This window comes from Streptomyces sp. NPDC058086 (genome assembly GCF_042885015.1).
Taxonomy (GTDB): Bacteria; Actinomycetota; Actinomycetes; order Streptomycetales; family Streptomycetaceae; genus Streptomyces.
On sequence record NZ_JBHVST010000108.1, the window covers coordinates 21,977 to 37,023 of the forward strand.

The following is a 15,047-nucleotide window of genomic DNA, read 5'->3' on the forward strand; positions in this document are numbered from 1 at the left end:
GGGCTCCGTGGCGGGGGACGTGGGTCGGGTGCGGGCTCAGCCGGTCGAAGGGGTGCGCCGGGCGCGGGCTCAGCGGCTGGGGGCGTGCGTCGGTGCGTGGGCGAGGAGGTGGCGGACCAGGGTGAGCAGCGTCTGCACGCCCGAACTGGAGATCCGGGCGTCACAGCGCACGATGGGGATCTCGGGGTCGAGGTCGATGGCCGCGCGCACCTCCTCGGGGTCGTAGCGGTAGGCACCGTCGAACTCGTTGACGGCGACGATGAAGCCGAGACCGCGCTGCTCGAAGAAGTCGACGGCCGCGAAACAGTCCTCCAGGCGACGGGTGTCGGCGAGGATCACCGCACCGAGCGCGCCCTCGGACAGCTCGTCCCACATGAACCAGAACCGCTGCTGCCCGGGGGTACCGAAGAGGTACAGGACGTGTTCCGGATCGAGGGTGATGCGGCCGAAGTCCATCGCCACGGTGGTCTCGACCTTGTTCTCGATGCCGTCGAGATTGTCGGTCGCGGCGCTGACTGTGGTGAGCAGCTCCTCCGTGCTGAGCGGCGCGATCTCGCTCACCGCGCCCACGAAGGTCGTCTTGCCGACTCCGAACCCGCCCGCCACCAGGATCTTCAGCGCGGTGGGGAAGGGATCAGAGCTGTCGTCGTAGTCCATCGAGCACTGCCTCCAGAAGAGACCGGTCAGTGGGGTTGTGGTGGAACTCGGGCGGCTTGGTGGTCAGTGCCCCGCAGTCGACGAGGTCGGAGAGCAGCACCTTGGTGACCGCCGCGGGCAGCTTCAGGTGTGCGGCGATCTCCGCGACCGAGACGGGCGCCCGGCACAGTTCGAGTGCCTGGGTGTGCTCGGGACCGAGGTAGCCCAGAGGTGTGGCCCCGGTGGCCATCACCTGCGACAGCAGGTCGAGGGCGGTGGTCGGCCGGGTCCGGCCGTTGCTGACCGTGTAGGGGCGCACCAGCCGTCCGGCCGCGTCGTCGAGCCAGGGCCCGTCGCCGGCCGCGGCCACGCTCAAGGCCTCATCGCCGGCGGTTCCACGGCGGCCTGCCGGGGCGCGGTCATCAGATACGGACGGACGCTCTTGACCAGCATCGCCATCTCATAACCGAGCACCGCCGCGTCGGCCTCGCGGCCGGCGAGCACGGCGAGACAGGTGCCGGAGCCCGCGGTGGAGACGAACAGCAGGGTCGAGTCGAGCTCGACGACGACCTGGCGTACGTCTCCGCCGTCACCGAAGCGCGCGCCCGCGCTGCGGCCTAGCGAGTAGAGGCCGGAGGCGAGCGCCGCCATGTGGTCGGCGCTGTCCGGGTCGAGGCCGTGGACCGACTTCACGAGTCCGTCGCAGGAGAGGAGTACCGCGCTGGTCGTGTGCGGTACGCGCTGTACGAGGCCGCTCATCAGCCAGTCGAGATCGGATACATGGGCGGTCGGCGCGTCGCTCGCCATGGTGGATCGACTCCTTGAAGTACGAAGGTCTGCCGGAGCGCAGGGTGTGGGGGTGTGGGAGAGCGTGCGGGTGGGGGTCGTCAGGGGGGTGGTCATCCGGCCGTTGTGCTCCCGTCGTGCCGGGCCGTGTGGTCGTGTCCGGGCGCGGGTGCGCTGTCGCGGGTCCCGTGCGCCTCGCGCGGGGCGGGCGCATGCGCCGTGTGGGTGTCGGATATGCGGGGCGCGCCCGTGGACGTCTGGTCGACGCGGATCACATCGAGCGGCGGCAACGGGGCCAGGTGCCGCAGATCCGCGTGCGACGCGTCCGGATACGGCAGGTCCGAGTGCGGCGGGTCCGGATGCGGCAGGTCGGAGTTCGGCAGATCGGGGTGCGGCCGCTCCAGGTGCGGTGCTCCCCTATGCGGTGCCTCCGTGCGCCCTTCCTCGGCGTGCTGGGCCTCCGCGAGCCCGATCCCCCGCTGGAACGCCGCCATCAGGCCAGGGTCGTGGCCGACGACCTGCTCCGGATCCTGGCGGGGCACGGGCCCGTCGCGCAGTTGGGGTGCGATGTGCTCCTGGGCGCGCCGCTTGGGCAGCTGCGGCTTGCCCATGGTGCCGCGCACCGCGCCGTTGCGGGGGGTGGGCGGCATGGCCGCGTTCTCCGCGACCACGGGCCGGTCGTCGGGGCGGATGCCGGGCAGGGCCTCGGCCGGGTTGGGCCGCTCCGCGCGGGCGCCGCGCACGGGGAGCGGCGCCGGGCCGCTGCCGCCCGTGCCGAGCGCGGCGGGCGGCGTCTGGTCCCGCTGCACCTGCCGCGGCACGGAGGCCGCCATCGCGCCGGCGGACGGCACGGGCGCGGTCGGCCCGGCCTGTGGTCCGGCGGACGGACGCGGGCCGCCGGGCTTGGGCTGCCAGGTCGGCTGGGGCTGCGCCTGCGATACGTCCCCGGGGGCGCCCGGCGCCGCGCCCAACAGCGCCTGCGGTACGACGAGTACGGCCTGGACTCCGCCGTAGATGTTGGTCTGGAGCCGTACGTGGATGCCGTGCCGCCGGGCGAGCTGGGACACCACGAACAGACCGATCCGGCCGTCCTGGAGGAGGCTGGCGACATTCACCTGATCCGGGTCGGTGAGCAGCGCGTTCATCTTCTCCTGTTCACCCACGGGCATGCCCAGGCCCCGGTCCTCGACCTCGACCGCGAGGCCGGAGGTGACGAGGTTGGCACGCAGCAGCACTTGGGTGTGCGGGGCGGAGAACACCGTGGCGTTCTCGACGAGTTCGGCGAGCAGGTGGATGACGTCGGCGACGGCGTGCCCGCGCAGGGTGCCGTCGATCGGGGGTACCAGCTTGACCCGCGAGTACTGCTCGACCTCGGCGATCGCGGACCGCAGCACCTCGGTCATGGAGACGGGGTTGCTCCACTGACGGCGTGAGACGGCGCCGCCGAGCACGGCGAGGTTCTCGGCGTGCCGGCGGATGCGGGTGGCGAGGTGGTCGACGTGGAAGAGGCCCTTGAGCAGGTCCGGGTCCTCGATCTCGTTCTCCAGCTCGTCGAGGATCGAGATCTCGCGGTGCACGAGGGACTGAAGCCGCCGCGCGAGATTGACGAAGACCTCGACCTTCTGCTCGCTGCCCGCCTGGCTGGAGAGTTGGGCTGCCTGCACGACGGCGGTGACGGCGCCGTCGTGCGCGCGGGAGAGGTCGGCGGCGAGCAGCTCGAACTCGTCGGCGTCCGGCTTGAGCCGGTGGCGCGGCTTGGGCGCGGGAGGGCTCTCGCCCCGGCGCAGGCCCTCGACGACGACGCGCAGGTCGGCCTCGGTACGGGCGCTGGCGCGGCGCAGGGCGCCGATGCGTTCCCGTACGGACGTGGCGGCCCGGTCGGCGCCCACGGCGGCGATCAGGATGCCCGCGAGGGCCACACAGCCGGCGCCGGCGAGCACCGCCCACAGGACTGCGCCGGGGCGTACGCCGGTGGAGCGGACGATGAACAGCACCGCCGCACACCCGCTGAGCGCCACCGCGATCGGCGGCAGGACCGCCAGGCGCAGCAACTGGGGCCGTAGGCGGGTCTCGGGCTGTGGGGGAACCGTGCGGGCGACCGGCCGCCCGTGCCGCCCGCCCTCACGGCGGTCTGCGCGTGCGGCCGGTGCGCGGAGGTGAGACATCTGCGTCCTCGTACTGGTGCGTCGGGGGCCACGGGGGCTCCCGCGGGTCTGCGCGACTCGGGCGTGCGCCATCGCGATGCCGGTCGAGAGAGCCGAAAAAATCGGCCCTGCGTCGCCCGACGGCAACTGACAGTAGTCGCCAAGCCATCATGTGCGGTGGGCAGTTGACAAACTCCCCCGGAAGGCGTCCCGCTCTGGTATGAGGCCTCGTACGACAGACCGATATCCCTCTCGGACGCACGTTCCCTTGCATCACCGATCCGATCAGAGCTGGTCAGAACCGGTCGCGAACAAACGGCGAGGGCCGGGGAGCAACTCGCTCCCCGGCCCTCGCCGTCGATCGGACATTCAGGAAATTCGGCTCGCGGACACCGTCTCCGGCTCTCCGGTGCCCCCGGATACGTGTCGCGGCTCGTCACCGGCCGTGCGCACTTCTTCTAGCGAGCCGTGTCTCCGGAGAGGCGCCTCTTCATTCAGTGCCCCACTTCACCATCCAGCTCTCGTTCAGCACAGATCCCTCGCCTCGTTGTTTTCAGGATAGGAGGTCGAATGCTCGGGCCGCACGGCTCTCAGCGCGATCCGATTCTCGTAGGCGTGCGCAGGATGACCAGGCCAGGAGCCGACTGCTTCTCGGCCCTGGCCGTCCGCTGGTTCCTACGGCACTGTCAGCCCGCCGAAACGGTCTCGGGCTCTCCCGTGCCCTCGGCCGTGTCTCCGAGTCCATCACCGGCCGGGGTGTTCTGAACCTCCGCCGACTCGGGGGTCGAGGCCCGCACCACCTGCGCCGCGGGCCAGCCGCCCTTCGGTGGCACGGCCACACCGCGCCACCAGGGCTCGGACGGGACGGTCTCGGCGGTGGGCTCGAAGGGCTGGCCGGGGCGGGGCAGCGCGACGCTGGCGCCCACCGCGTGCGCGGCGGCCATCGTGCCCTCGCCGGGCTCCACCCACGGGTGGGTCGCCAGGTTGAACGTGGCCCAGTGGATGGGCAGCATCACGCCAGTGGGTCGCCCGCCCTGGAGGTCCAGGTGGGTGCGCATGCCCTCCTCGGGCGTCATGTGGATGTCGGGCCAGAACTCGCTGTACGCCCCGATCTGGATCATCGTGATGTCGAACGGGCCGTGCTCGGCGCCGATGTCCTTGAAGCCCTCGAAGTAGCCGGTGTCCCCGCTGTGGTAGATCCGGTGCTCGTCACCCGTCACCACCCAGGAGGCCCAGAGCGTGTGCTGGGTGTTGCGCAGGCCCCGGCCGCAGAAGTGCCGGGCGGGTGTCGCGGTCAGGGAGATGCCGCCGACCTTGGTGCTCTCGTTCCAGTCCAGCTCGCGCAGCCGGTCGGGCGAGACGCCCCAGTGCTCCAGGTGGGCGCCGACGCCGAGCGGCACCGCGAAGACCGTGTCCGTGTCGGCCAGAGCCTCGATGGTGGGCAGGTCGAGGTGGTCGTAGTGGTCGTGCGAGATGACGACGACGTCGACCGGGCCGAGCGCGGCCAGCGGCAGGGGCACCGGGTGCAGCCGCTTGGGCCCGACGAAGTTGAAGGGGGAACAGCGCTCGCCCCATACAGGGTCGAACAGCACCCGGTGCCCGTCTATCTCGGCCAGCACACTGGAGTGCCCCATCCAGGTGATCCGCAACCCGCTCGCCGCGGGCTTGGCGAGGTCGGCGAGCGTGGTGGGGTACACCGGCACCGTGCCCGCGGGGGCGCGGTGGGCGCGCTCCTCCTTGCGGAAGAAGACCTTCGCGAACTCGAGCATGGAGCCGTCGGGGCGGGTCCGGGCGCTCACCGGGTTCTGGAACACACCATCCGCGAAATTCGGCGATCTACGGATGCGCTCCATGCGCTCACCGCCGGGGTCCGCGCCGAAGGCGGCGGGCTGCAACGCGCGGAGCCCGGAGCTCAACGTACGGAAACCGGTCACGGTACCTCCAAGTGGAGTCGGTCAGGCTTTCCATTATGGTCGGCCCCTCTGACAGCGCCGGGTCGACGGTGTCACAGCGCGATGTCCCCGGTACACACCGCGAGGTCCGGGCCCCGGTGTGACACGCCTGGGGTGACACGCCTGGGACCCGATGTCACATCCGTGGGTGCCGGTCCGTCGTCTCGGTGAGGGCGCCGAAACGCGGCACCCGACCCGGACACGGAGGTGGCCCCCATGGCCCGCGTTTCCCTAACCCCACAGCGCACCATCTTCTTCCGCGTCATGGAGTGGTACTCCAAGCGGACCTACGGAAAGGTCCTCGACCCCGGCCGGGCACTCGCCCACAATCCACGTGTCCTGCGGTCCGATCTCGCCTTCGAACGCTCGGTCGCGAAGTGGAACGCGCTGGACCCGGACCTCAAGGCGCTCGCGGAGATGGCCGTGTCCGCGTCGATCGGGTGCTCCTGGTGCATGGACTTCGGCTACTGGGTCAGCCGCGAGCGCGGAATGGCCCGCGAGAAGCTGCTGGACGTGCCGTGCTGGCGCGAGAGCGAGGCGTACACGCCGCTGGAGCGGGACGTCCTGGAGTACGCCGAGGCCGTGACGGCCACCCCGCCCGCCGTGCGGGACGAGTTGGCCGACCGGCTGCGCGACCGCCTGGGCGAGCCCGCCTTCGTCGAACTGACGGCCATGGTGGCGGTGGAGAACCTGCGCTCGCGCATCAACTCGGCGCTGGGGCTGACCAGTCAGGGCTTCAAGGACTCGTGCGACCTGCCGGCCGCCGCGGACCAGGCGCCTTCGGAGAAGTAGCGGACACCCGCGGGGCCCCGGGAGGGCCGGCCCGGGCGGGCCCCTGCCGCTCGCGCGCCCGCTCCTCCACGGCCCCGCCCACCGTGCGCAGGACGTCCGCCCACCGCTGGCGAACCCGCGGATCGTCCGCGTCCAGCCCGGTCATCATGCGCGTGACCTGGGGCACCAGCCGCGGACATCCGACCGCGGCGAAACTCAGCGGGCGCGGGAGTCCGGCGTCGAGCCGCTCGCCGAGCACTCCGTCGCGCTGACGGCGCCCGATCTCGTCGGCCCGGGCCTGGATCACCTCGGCGCGCTGTTCCTCGTGCGGCACCGCGCCCTTCCCGTACGCCGGCGCCTCGCCCTGCAGACGCGAGGGAACCGAGGCTTCCGTGGAGCGGGTTCGACGGGCCGGACGGGCGACGCGCCGCAGACCCACTACTGATGATCCGTTCAGTAAATTGACAGACTTCGGGACCGCTCCCGATACTGACTGGTGATTCAGTAAGGGTTCTGGTGGGTCTTCGGTCGCGCCGCTCGTTCCGCACTTGGAGGCACCATGGAGGCCGACCCGCGCACCGGCCCGCGCACCGGCGTGCTCACTGGCGTGCTCACCGGTGGCGAGGCGCTCGTCCGGGCGCTCGCCGCGCATGACGTGACGCAGGCGTTCGGCATCCCCGGCACGCACAACCTGGAGATCTACCGGCACTTGGCGGCGTACGGCATACGGCATACGACCCCGCGCCACGAACAGGGCGCCGGGTACGCCGCCGACGGGTACGCGCGCGTGACGGGCCACCCGGGTGTCGTGATCACGACCACCGGTCCCGCGCTCCTCAACGTCACGGCCGCCGTCGGGCAGGCCTACTCGGACAGCGTGCCCCTGCTGGTCGTCTCCCCGGGTATGCCCCTGCGCCACCCCCGGCTGGCGACCGGGCTGCTGCACGAGATGCGCAGCCAGACCGAGGCGCTGCGGGGCGTCGCCGCGTTCAGTCACCGGGTCTCCTCGGTGGCGGAGATCGGCGCCGCCGTGGCGCGCGCGTTCACCCTCTTCCGTACGCGGCGGCCGCGGCCCGTGCACCTCGAGGTGCCGCTGGACCTGCTGACGGCGGCCGAGACCGCCGGGCCGGTGCGGCTCGCCCCGGCCGCAGCGCCGACGCTGCCGGACGCCGAGGCCGTACGACTGGCCGCGCGCGCCCTGCGGGAGGCGCGGCGGCCCGCACTGGTGCTCGGCGGTGGCGCGCGCGGCGCCGCGACCGCCTGTCTCGCCCTCGCGGAGGCGTGCGGAGCGCCCGTCGTGACGACCGCCAACGGCAAGGGCGTCGTTCCCGAGCGGCATCCGCTCTCGCTCGGCGTCTCGCTGCACACTGAGTCGGTGCAGAAGTGGCTGGCGGGTCGTGATGTCGTCCTCGCCGTGGGCACGGAACTGGCCGAGTCCGATTTCTGGTCGCCGCCGACCGCCCTCGGGGGCACGCTCGTCCGAGCCGACCTCGACCCGGACCAGATGCACTCCGGGCTGCCCACGGACATCGCGCTCGTCGGCGACGCACGGGCCTCCCTGGAGGGGCTGTTGTCGGAAATGGGCCTCCACACGCGCGTGCGACACGACATCCCCGACCCACGAGGCGGAACCGACGTCGACGAGGTCGCCGCGGTGCGGGACGCGCGATACGCCGGGAGTGCCGCGCGCGACGCGCGCTGGATCCCCTACCTGCGGGCGATCCGCGCCGTCCTGGCCGACGACTCGGTCATCACCTCGGACAGTGCCCAGTGCTGCTACTACGGCGCGCTCCCGCACCTCCCGCTGGGCCCGGCGGGACGCTATCTTCACCCGACCGGCTTCGGCACGCTCGGCTACGCGCTGCCCGCGGCGCTCGGTGCCAAGGTGGCGTGCCCGGAGCGCCAGGTGGTGGCACTGAGCGGGGACGGCGGCCTCCAGTTCACGGTGCAGGAGCTGGGGACCGCCGCGCAGCTGCGACTCCCGCTGCCCGTCGTGGTGTTCGACAACGGCGGCTACGGAGAGATCCGCGACGAGATGGCCGCACGGGGTGACCGCCCGACCGCGGTGGACCTCGCTCCGGTCGACCTGCCCGCCCTGGCCCGCGCCTACGGAGGACAGGGCACACGCGTGTGCCACCCCGACGAGCTGGCCTTCGCCCTCACCGAGGCGCTGCGCACGCCTGGTCCCACCCTGATCGCCGTCCCCGAGGAGACCCCATGACCACGCCCGTGACTACGCCCATGACCACGCCTTCGACCGCACTGTCGGCCGCGCCGCTCACCCCGCCTTCGACCGCGCCCCTGATCACGCTCACCTGGACCGACCACGTCACGGGCAGACCGGGCTATCTCGTGGTCGACCGGCTCGTCCGGGGCGTCTCCAGCGGCGGCCTGCGGATGCGCGCGGGCTGCACCCTGGACGAGGTCGCCGGGCTCGCCCGCGGGATGACGATGAAGGAGGCCCTGCACTACAACCCCGAGGGCCGCTACATCCCACTGGGCGGTGCCAAGGGCGGCATCGACTGCGATCCCCAGGACCCGGCGGCGTACGGCCTGCTGGTGCGCTATCTGCGCGCCATGCGCCCCTACATCGAGAGCTTCTGGACCACGGGTGAGGACCTCGGGCTCACCCAGGACCTGGTCGACCGGGCCGCCGAGGAGGCGGGGCTCGTCTCGTCCATCCAGGCCGTGTACCCGCTGCTCGACGACGAGTCGACGGCCCGTCGGCGGCTCGCGGACGCCTTCGCGGTCGACGTGGACGGGATCGGGCTCGACGAACTGGTCGGCGGCTGCGGTGTCGCCGAGTCGGTGCTCGCGGCCCTGGACCGGGCCGGGGTGGCGCACGCGGGGACGCGCGTGGCCGTGCAGGGCCTGGGCACCATGGGCGGCGCCACGGCCCGCTTCCTCTCCCGCGCGGGCCTCGACATCGTCGCCGTCGCGGACGTCAAGGGCACGATCGCGAACCCGGACGGGCTCGACGTCGACGCGCTGCTCGCGGCGCGGGACGCCTACGGGACGGTCGACCGCGGCGCGCTGCGCCCGGCCGACCAGGAACTCCCGGGCGACGCCTGGCTGTCCGTGGACGCGGAGGTGCTGGTTCCCGCGGCGGTCTCGTACGCCATCGACACCGAGAACCAGCGCGGGATCGGCGCCCGCTTGATCGTCGAGGCGGCCAACATGCCCGTACTGCCCGAGGCGGAGGAGCTGCTCGCCGCGCGCGGGGTCGTCGTGCTGCCGGACGTCGTGGTCAACTCCGGGACGAACGCCTGGTGGTGGTGGACGCTCTTCGGCGACATCGGCGCGGACGCGGACGAGGCGTTCGCGTACACCCGGCGCTCCATGCGTGACCTGATCGACCGGATGCTGGCCCGCGCGGAGGCCGACGGGACGACACCGCGGGCCGCGGCGCACGCCATCGTCGCCGACCGGCTGCCGGTGATCGCGGAGCGGTTCGGGTGGTACCGCTGACGGGCACCCGCCTCGCGGCCCTCCCGTCATTCCTCCTGGGGAATTGAGGCGCGGGGCCGGTGACAGCAGAGTCGGTGGAGCGAGGGCGCGCGAGCACGCGTGACCGCCCCTCCCCACACCAAGTCCGACTCGTACCGGGAGTATCCATGCCCACCATCGACCCGCAGGACCTGATCGAGCGCTACATCGGCGTCTGGAACGAGCCCGATCCCGAGATCCGCCGCAAGACCGTGGACGAACTCTGGGCTCAGGACGGTCTGCACGTCCTCCGGCCGCCTCAGCAGATGCGGGACACCGCGGTGGACCTCGGCTTCACCACCGCCGTCCTGGAGGCCCGTGGCCACGACGAACTGCACACGCGCGTGACGCGCGCCTACGACGACTTCGTCGCCCCGGGGACCTACGTCTTCCGGATCCAGGAACCCGCCCAACGGCTGCGGGACGTCATCACGTTCCGCTGGGAGTCCTTCCACACCGGAGAGGGACGTGCCACGGGCGGCGGCCGGGAGTTCCTGGTCCTCGACGAGGACGGCCGCATCCGGTTTGACTACCAGTTCGTCGACTGACCCTGCCGAGCATTAGGGTTACCGCGTGGCAAGGGTGCGGTTGAGCGTGGCGGAACGGCGCGAGGAGTTGCTGCGCGCCGCCATCGAGCAGATCGAGGCGCGGGGCGTGGCGGCGGTGCGGATCGCCGACGTGGCCTCGGTGCTCGGGGTGAGCAACGCGTTGGTGCTGTACCACTTCTCGACCAAGGAGAAGCTGGTCGCCGCCGCGTTCACCTACGCGGCCGAGGACGACCTCGCCCATCTGCGCAAGCTGCTCGGCCGTCGTACGTCGGCGCTGCGCAGGCTGCGCGCCGCCGTGCGCTGGTACGCGCCGACCGGCCAGGCCAAGGGCTGGCGGCTGTGGATCGAGGGCTGGGCGGTCGCCCTGCGCGATCCCGCGCTTCAGGAGGTCACGCGTGATCTCGACAAGCAGTGGAAGGCCGCCATCACCGAGGTGATCGCGGAGGGAGTGGCGGGCGGCGAGTTCGAGTGCCCGGATCCCCCGGACGCCGCCCTGCGGCTGACGGCGCTGCTCGACGGACTGGCCGTGCAGATGACCGCGTACACGGGAGCGGTGTCGCGGGCACGGGCCCAGGAGTGGGTGGACGAGGCGCTCGCCCGGGAACTGGGGCTCGCGCGGGAGGCTTTGGCGGCGGCGGTGCGCTGAGACGCGCGCCGGGGCGCGCGCCTGGACGGTTCGGTCGACGGTCGCCGCTCCACCGCCCACCGAGCGGGTCGGTCCGGCTGCGACCGGCCCACCCCCGGGCCGTTCACCTCGTCGGCCGCCGGCTCACTCCCGCCCGCGTCGGCTCGCCCACCGCCGAGGCGTGTACGGGGCACGGCCGGCCAGGCCCGGCGACAACCGCCGCGCCATGTCGACGCACGACGACCCCGCCGCGCCACAAGGGCCGCGGGCGCGGCGGCGAGTTCGGCCGGGCCCGCGCCCACTCCCTCCAAGCCACCGGCACGTCGGGGACACGTCGTTCAGGCCACCGAATCGATCCGCATCTTGATGTCGTCCGGCGAGAGACTGCCCTTGGCGGCCACGTGGTCGCCGGAGGACTCCCCGCGCAGTCGGCGCCCGATCCACGGGACGAGGTACTCGCGTGCCCAGTGGATGTCGTCACGCCGGACCTCGAGGGTGCCGCGGGGCGGCAGCGGAGGCCAGGGCTGGTCGGGGTCCGCGGGCACTTCGAGGCCGAGGACCTGGCCGGCGCGCAGCGCGACCCGGGTGTGGCCCTCGGGTGAGAGGTGCAGGCGGTCGCCGTCCCAGGCGCGGCGGTCCTGGATCGTCTTCAGGGACCACAGGTCGAGGACCGGACAGCCGTACCGGTCCGCGATGGCGCGTACGTGCCCGTTGTACGTGGCGATCTTGCCGCGCAGATGCTTCAGCACGGGGACGGTACGGGTGTCGAAGCCGGTCGTCACCATGACGGTGCCGACGGCGGAGGTGAGGTTGGCGACCGCGCGCTCGAAGCGCTCGGCGACCTCGTCGGGGTCGGTGCCCGGCCGGATGATGTCGTTGCCGCCCGCGCAGAAGGAGACCAGGTCGGGGGCGAGTTCCTTGGCGCTCCTGAGCTGGTCCTCGACGATCTGGTCGAGGAGCTTTCCGCGTACGGCGAGGTTCGTGTAGGTGAAGTCGCCTTCGGGCCGCCGGTCGGCGAGAAGTACCGCGAACCGGTCGGCCCACCCGACGAAGGCCCCGTCGGGGCCGAGGTCGCCGACGCCTTCGGTGAAGCTGTCCCCCACCGCCACGTACGACCCGATCACTGATCTGTTGTCACTCTTCGAATCGTCTGCCACATCGGCCCATGATTCACCTTTCGATGTGAGCTACGCGACCGTAGGAAGGGGTTGACGGGTGGTGAGATAAGCCACTCGTAAAGTGTCGGTGAACCCGGAATAAGGCCCTCTCAGGAGTGGTTGAACAGCCGCCACACCTGGAAGTCCTCGATCCGGAAGTGGCTCCATGTGGTCCGGAACGCGAAGTGCCCGCTCGTGTACGGCTCCGGGTCGCCGTAGTCGAAGACCAGCCGTCCGTTGTTCCACCAGCGGACCGTGGAGCCGTCCGAGACGATGCGGACACGGTTCGGCTCGTTGGCCGTGAGCAGCGGCTCCGTGTAGTCGTAGACGAGCGGGCGGACGCCCGGCTCCCCCACGTACCGGCGCAGCCGCGTGGTCGTGTTGGTGTTGGCGCCGTATCCGACGTAGTACGTCTTCAGGTAGTCGTATTCGGCCAGGGCGCCGCCGCGCGGCGTGGCGAAGAGGTCGTCCGGGGAACGGACGTCGACGGCGTTCCAGAAGTTGTTGAGGTCGGAGACCCGGTCGTTGGCGCCGCCCTCGGAGACGGGTGTGGCGGTGTACTCGATGACGTAGGGCCCTTCGAGCCTCTGCTTGAACCAGACCGTCGCACCGCTCGGTACGTCGATCTCCAGGACGCCGTGCGAGGCGGTGACCGTGCCGCCGTCCTGCAGTTCGGTGGCCCACTGGCCGAGGCCGCGACGGAAGCCGTCGTGGGCGATGAGCCGTCCGCGACGGTGACGCGGCGAGGCGCTCGCGGTGGTGGCCGGCGCGAGCGTCGACAGCGCGGCACCGGCGGCGAGGGTCGCGAAGGCTCTGCGGGTGGTCATGAGGTTCCTTCCGTGCGGGCGGCGGTGGTGATGGCGGGCTTCGGCACCCGTCGGGTCTCGGTGCCCAGGTAGTAGTCCGTGTACGTCGACTGGAGATAGCCGCGCACGGTCCAGCCGAGGCGGTAGCCGGGGTTCTGGGCGAGCGTGTAGATACGGGTCTTCGTCGGCTCGGTGGTGGTGTACAGACGCAGCGCGGTGTGGTCGCCGGTCTCGGCGAGGATCTCCTCGCGCCAGTCGCCGAGGAGGTCGCCGTAGAACGGGGTCGCGTTGCGGGCGCCGGAGACGACGCCGGCCGGGTCGAAGAGGCGCGTGCTGGTCTCGGTCTTCGGGTCCCACTTGTCGACATGCGTGTAGTCGAGGAGCTCGGCGCCCTTGTCGCCGTCCCACCAGATGCGGAAGTTGACGCTGGGCGTGGTCGTGGAGATCTTTCCGTCCTGGACGTTGAAGACGCCCGCGCCGGGGCGGGTGACGTCGGCGGTGGAGGTCCAGTACTCGTAGCCGGGGTGGTCGGGGTCGATGTCGGCGGCGCTGCCCCGGCCGACGTCGAGGTCGGCCTCGCTCGTCGGGTCGGCCGGGTGCTCGCCGGTCACCAGGCGCTGACCGGTGTCGGCGTCGTAGTAGTACCAGGGGAAGTTCGACACGACGCCCAGTTCGGACTGCTGGATCGCGAAGCCCTCCAGGCCCGGCCGGTCGGGGTCGAGGTCGGCGATGTCGAAACGGTCGCCGTGTCCGGCACCGTCGACGACATAGCGCAGCGTGCCGTCGCTGCCCACGACGTAGTTGCCGTCGGCGATCTCGTCCTTGCCGTCCTGGTCGACGTCGACGGTCCGGATCTGGTGGAAGCTGGTGGCGCCGCTGCCGGCCGGGACGACGTACTTCCAACGCCGTTTCAGATCCGTGCCGTTGAAGTCCCAGGTCTGGAAGAGGATCCGGAAGGCTCCGCGCTTGGCGCCGACCCGGGTGACCAACTTCGTGACGAGGCTGGGGTGTACGCCGTCGAGGTACGCGATGCCGAAGTGTCCGCCGGAGGGGCCGTCGGCGACGAGGTCGTCGGGCACGGGCTGCCGGGTGCGCTCAGCGCCCGTCTCCCCGTCGATCACCGAAATGAACTGGTCGGCGGGCGAGTCGGCGGTCACCTTCGCGCCGTCCGCGAAGGTGGTCCCGGCGGCCGTGCGCACCAGCACCTCGGCCCTGCCGTCGCCGTCGAGGTCGTACACGGTGACGTTGTCGTCGTTGCGGTAGCCGCCGATCGCCGTCGAGCCGCTGATCGCGGCGGGCGCGGGGTCGTTGGCGCCGTTCCCGCCGGCCTGGGTGTACGAGCCCGGGCCGAGGTCGACGCGCCACAGCCGCGCGCCGGTGAGCGTGTACGCCTCCAGGAGGTCGGGCTTGTCACGGGTCTGCGCGAGTCGGCTGACGACGAGTTCGTAGCGTCCGTCGCCGTCGAGGTCGCCGGGCCAGGCGTGTTGCACGGTGTATCCGTCGGCGGCGGCCAGCGGAATCTCGGCGTAGCCCTTCGCGAAGTCGAGCGCCGCCGAACTCGGCTTCAGCTCATGGCCGTTGACGACGGCACGCACGGTGTACGTGCCGGTGCCCCGGCTGTCGTCCTGGTATGTGGTCGAGCGGGTGACCGGCGCCTGGTTGAGCCGCCGTCCGCCCTTGTACACGTTGAACGCGATCGCGTCCCCGGTGGGGGTACCCCCGGTTCGAGCGGAGCCGAGAACTTGGGGGAGCGCGTACTCCGTGCCGAGTAACCGCCAGCTCAGGAAGGTGCCCTTGCCGGAGGGGACGGCGACCAGGCCGCGGTCCAGGTTCTCCACGATCCGGCGCGGCGGCGGATGCTGTTCGGTGGCGTGCGAGGGCGCGGCGACCAGTGGGGCCAGCAGCGCGGCGGCGGCGGTGACGCCGAGTCTTCGAGGTCTCACGATGGCGTGCTCCTTGTGGTGGCGACGACGGCCGCGATGCCGTCGACGAAGACACAGAAAGCGCTTACGGAGATCACTGTGGCGTCACTCTCGCACCGTGTCGACACCTCGTGCGCCGGTGCCACAAGACCGCAATGTGCCGATCATGAAATGACCACGCCGGGACGCGTGGAGAAACGCCGAGGGCCGGACC

The 15,047-nt window shown here is 71.7% G+C and carries 14 protein-coding genes; 5 read left to right on the top strand and 9 right to left on the bottom strand.

The features are described from left to right. Nucleotides 1-69 precede the first annotated feature (69 nt). The 5 genes from ACFVWD_RS47115 to ACFVWD_RS47135 all read right to left on the bottom strand — a co-directional run bounded on the left by ACFVWD_RS47115 (nucleotide 70) and on the right by ACFVWD_RS47135 (nucleotide 5,500). The gene (locus ACFVWD_RS47115) at nucleotides 70-657 is read right to left on the bottom strand and encodes an ATP/GTP-binding protein (protein ID WP_168513742.1); all 588 of its coding nucleotides are present in this window, start codon (nucleotides 655-657) and stop codon (nucleotides 70-72) included. After that, nucleotides 635-1,006, bottom strand: a complete 372-nt coding sequence (locus ACFVWD_RS47120; protein ID WP_054232708.1) for a DUF742 domain-containing protein — start codon at nucleotides 1,004-1,006, stop codon at nucleotides 635-637. The genes ACFVWD_RS47115 and ACFVWD_RS47120 overlap by 23 nt, the downstream gene beginning before the upstream one ends. Nucleotides 1,007-1,008: 2 nt before the next feature. Further along, nucleotides 1,009-1,443, bottom strand: a complete 435-nt coding sequence (locus ACFVWD_RS47125; RefSeq protein ID WP_168513740.1) for a roadblock/LC7 domain-containing protein — start codon at nucleotides 1,441-1,443, stop codon at nucleotides 1,009-1,011. A gap of 92 nt (nucleotides 1,444-1,535) precedes the next feature. Next, nucleotides 1,536-3,587, bottom strand: a complete 2,052-nt coding sequence (locus ACFVWD_RS47130; RefSeq protein ID WP_389604476.1) for an ATP-binding protein — start codon at nucleotides 3,585-3,587, stop codon at nucleotides 1,536-1,538. Nucleotides 3,588-4,252: 665 nt separating this feature from the next. After that, nucleotides 4,253-5,500, bottom strand: a complete 1,248-nt coding sequence (locus tag ACFVWD_RS47135) for an MBL fold metallo-hydrolase (RefSeq protein WP_389604477.1) — start codon at nucleotides 5,498-5,500, stop codon at nucleotides 4,253-4,255. Nucleotides 5,501-5,734: 234 nt separating this feature from the next. On the opposite strand from ACFVWD_RS47135, the gene ACFVWD_RS47140 reads away from it, so the two are divergent. After that, complete coding sequence (locus ACFVWD_RS47140; RefSeq protein ID WP_389604478.1) at nucleotides 5,735-6,310, top strand: carboxymuconolactone decarboxylase family protein; 576 nt, start codon at nucleotides 5,735-5,737, stop codon at nucleotides 6,308-6,310. Here the strand turns inward: ACFVWD_RS47140 and ACFVWD_RS47145 are convergent. Beyond that, complete coding sequence (locus ACFVWD_RS47145) at nucleotides 6,255-6,728, bottom strand: hypothetical protein (protein WP_389604479.1); 474 nt, start codon at nucleotides 6,726-6,728, stop codon at nucleotides 6,255-6,257. The genes ACFVWD_RS47140 and ACFVWD_RS47145 overlap by 56 nt on opposite strands. A 120-nt stretch (nucleotides 6,729-6,848) precedes the next feature. On the opposite strand from ACFVWD_RS47145, the gene ACFVWD_RS47150 reads away from it, so the two are divergent. From ACFVWD_RS47150 to ACFVWD_RS47165, 4 genes are all read left to right on the top strand, one after another. Continuing rightward, nucleotides 6,849-8,510 carry a 5-guanidino-2-oxopentanoate decarboxylase gene (locus ACFVWD_RS47150; protein WP_389604481.1) on the top strand — a complete coding sequence of 554 codons (1,662 nt, stop codon included), beginning with the start codon at nucleotides 6,849-6,851 and terminating at the stop codon, nucleotides 8,508-8,510. A 20-nt stretch (nucleotides 8,511-8,530) separates the two neighbouring features. Next, nucleotides 8,531-9,757 (top strand): Glu/Leu/Phe/Val dehydrogenase dimerization domain-containing protein, encoded by a 1,227-nt coding sequence (locus tag ACFVWD_RS47155; RefSeq protein WP_389604487.1) that lies wholly within the window; start codon nucleotides 8,531-8,533, stop codon nucleotides 9,755-9,757. Between the two features lie 146 nt (nucleotides 9,758-9,903). After that, nucleotides 9,904-10,323, top strand: a complete 420-nt coding sequence (locus ACFVWD_RS47160; RefSeq protein ID WP_168498241.1) for a hypothetical protein — start codon at nucleotides 9,904-9,906, stop codon at nucleotides 10,321-10,323. A 46-nt stretch (nucleotides 10,324-10,369) separates the two neighbouring features. Next, a complete protein-coding gene (locus ACFVWD_RS47165; RefSeq protein ID WP_389604483.1) occupies nucleotides 10,370-10,969 on the top strand; it encodes a TetR/AcrR family transcriptional regulator in 600 nt (199 codons plus the stop codon). Between the two features lie 317 nt (nucleotides 10,970-11,286). Here ACFVWD_RS47165 and ACFVWD_RS47170 read toward each other — a convergent pair whose 3' ends face one another. The 3 genes from ACFVWD_RS47170 to ACFVWD_RS47180 form a co-directional block, all read right to left on the bottom strand. After that, a complete protein-coding gene (locus ACFVWD_RS47170) occupies nucleotides 11,287-12,072 on the bottom strand; it encodes an SGNH/GDSL hydrolase family protein (protein ID WP_389604488.1) in 786 nt (261 codons plus the stop codon). A 143-nt stretch (nucleotides 12,073-12,215) separates the two neighbouring features. Further along, nucleotides 12,216-12,932, bottom strand: a complete 717-nt coding sequence (locus tag ACFVWD_RS47175; RefSeq protein WP_389604484.1) for a DUF6250 domain-containing protein — start codon at nucleotides 12,930-12,932, stop codon at nucleotides 12,216-12,218. Continuing rightward, nucleotides 12,929-14,854 carry a hypothetical protein gene (locus tag ACFVWD_RS47180; protein ID WP_389604486.1) on the bottom strand — a complete coding sequence of 642 codons (1,926 nt, stop codon included), beginning with the start codon at nucleotides 14,852-14,854 and terminating at the stop codon, nucleotides 12,929-12,931. The genes ACFVWD_RS47175 and ACFVWD_RS47180 overlap by 4 nt, the downstream gene beginning before the upstream one ends. Nucleotides 14,855-15,047: the final 193 nt, after the last annotated feature.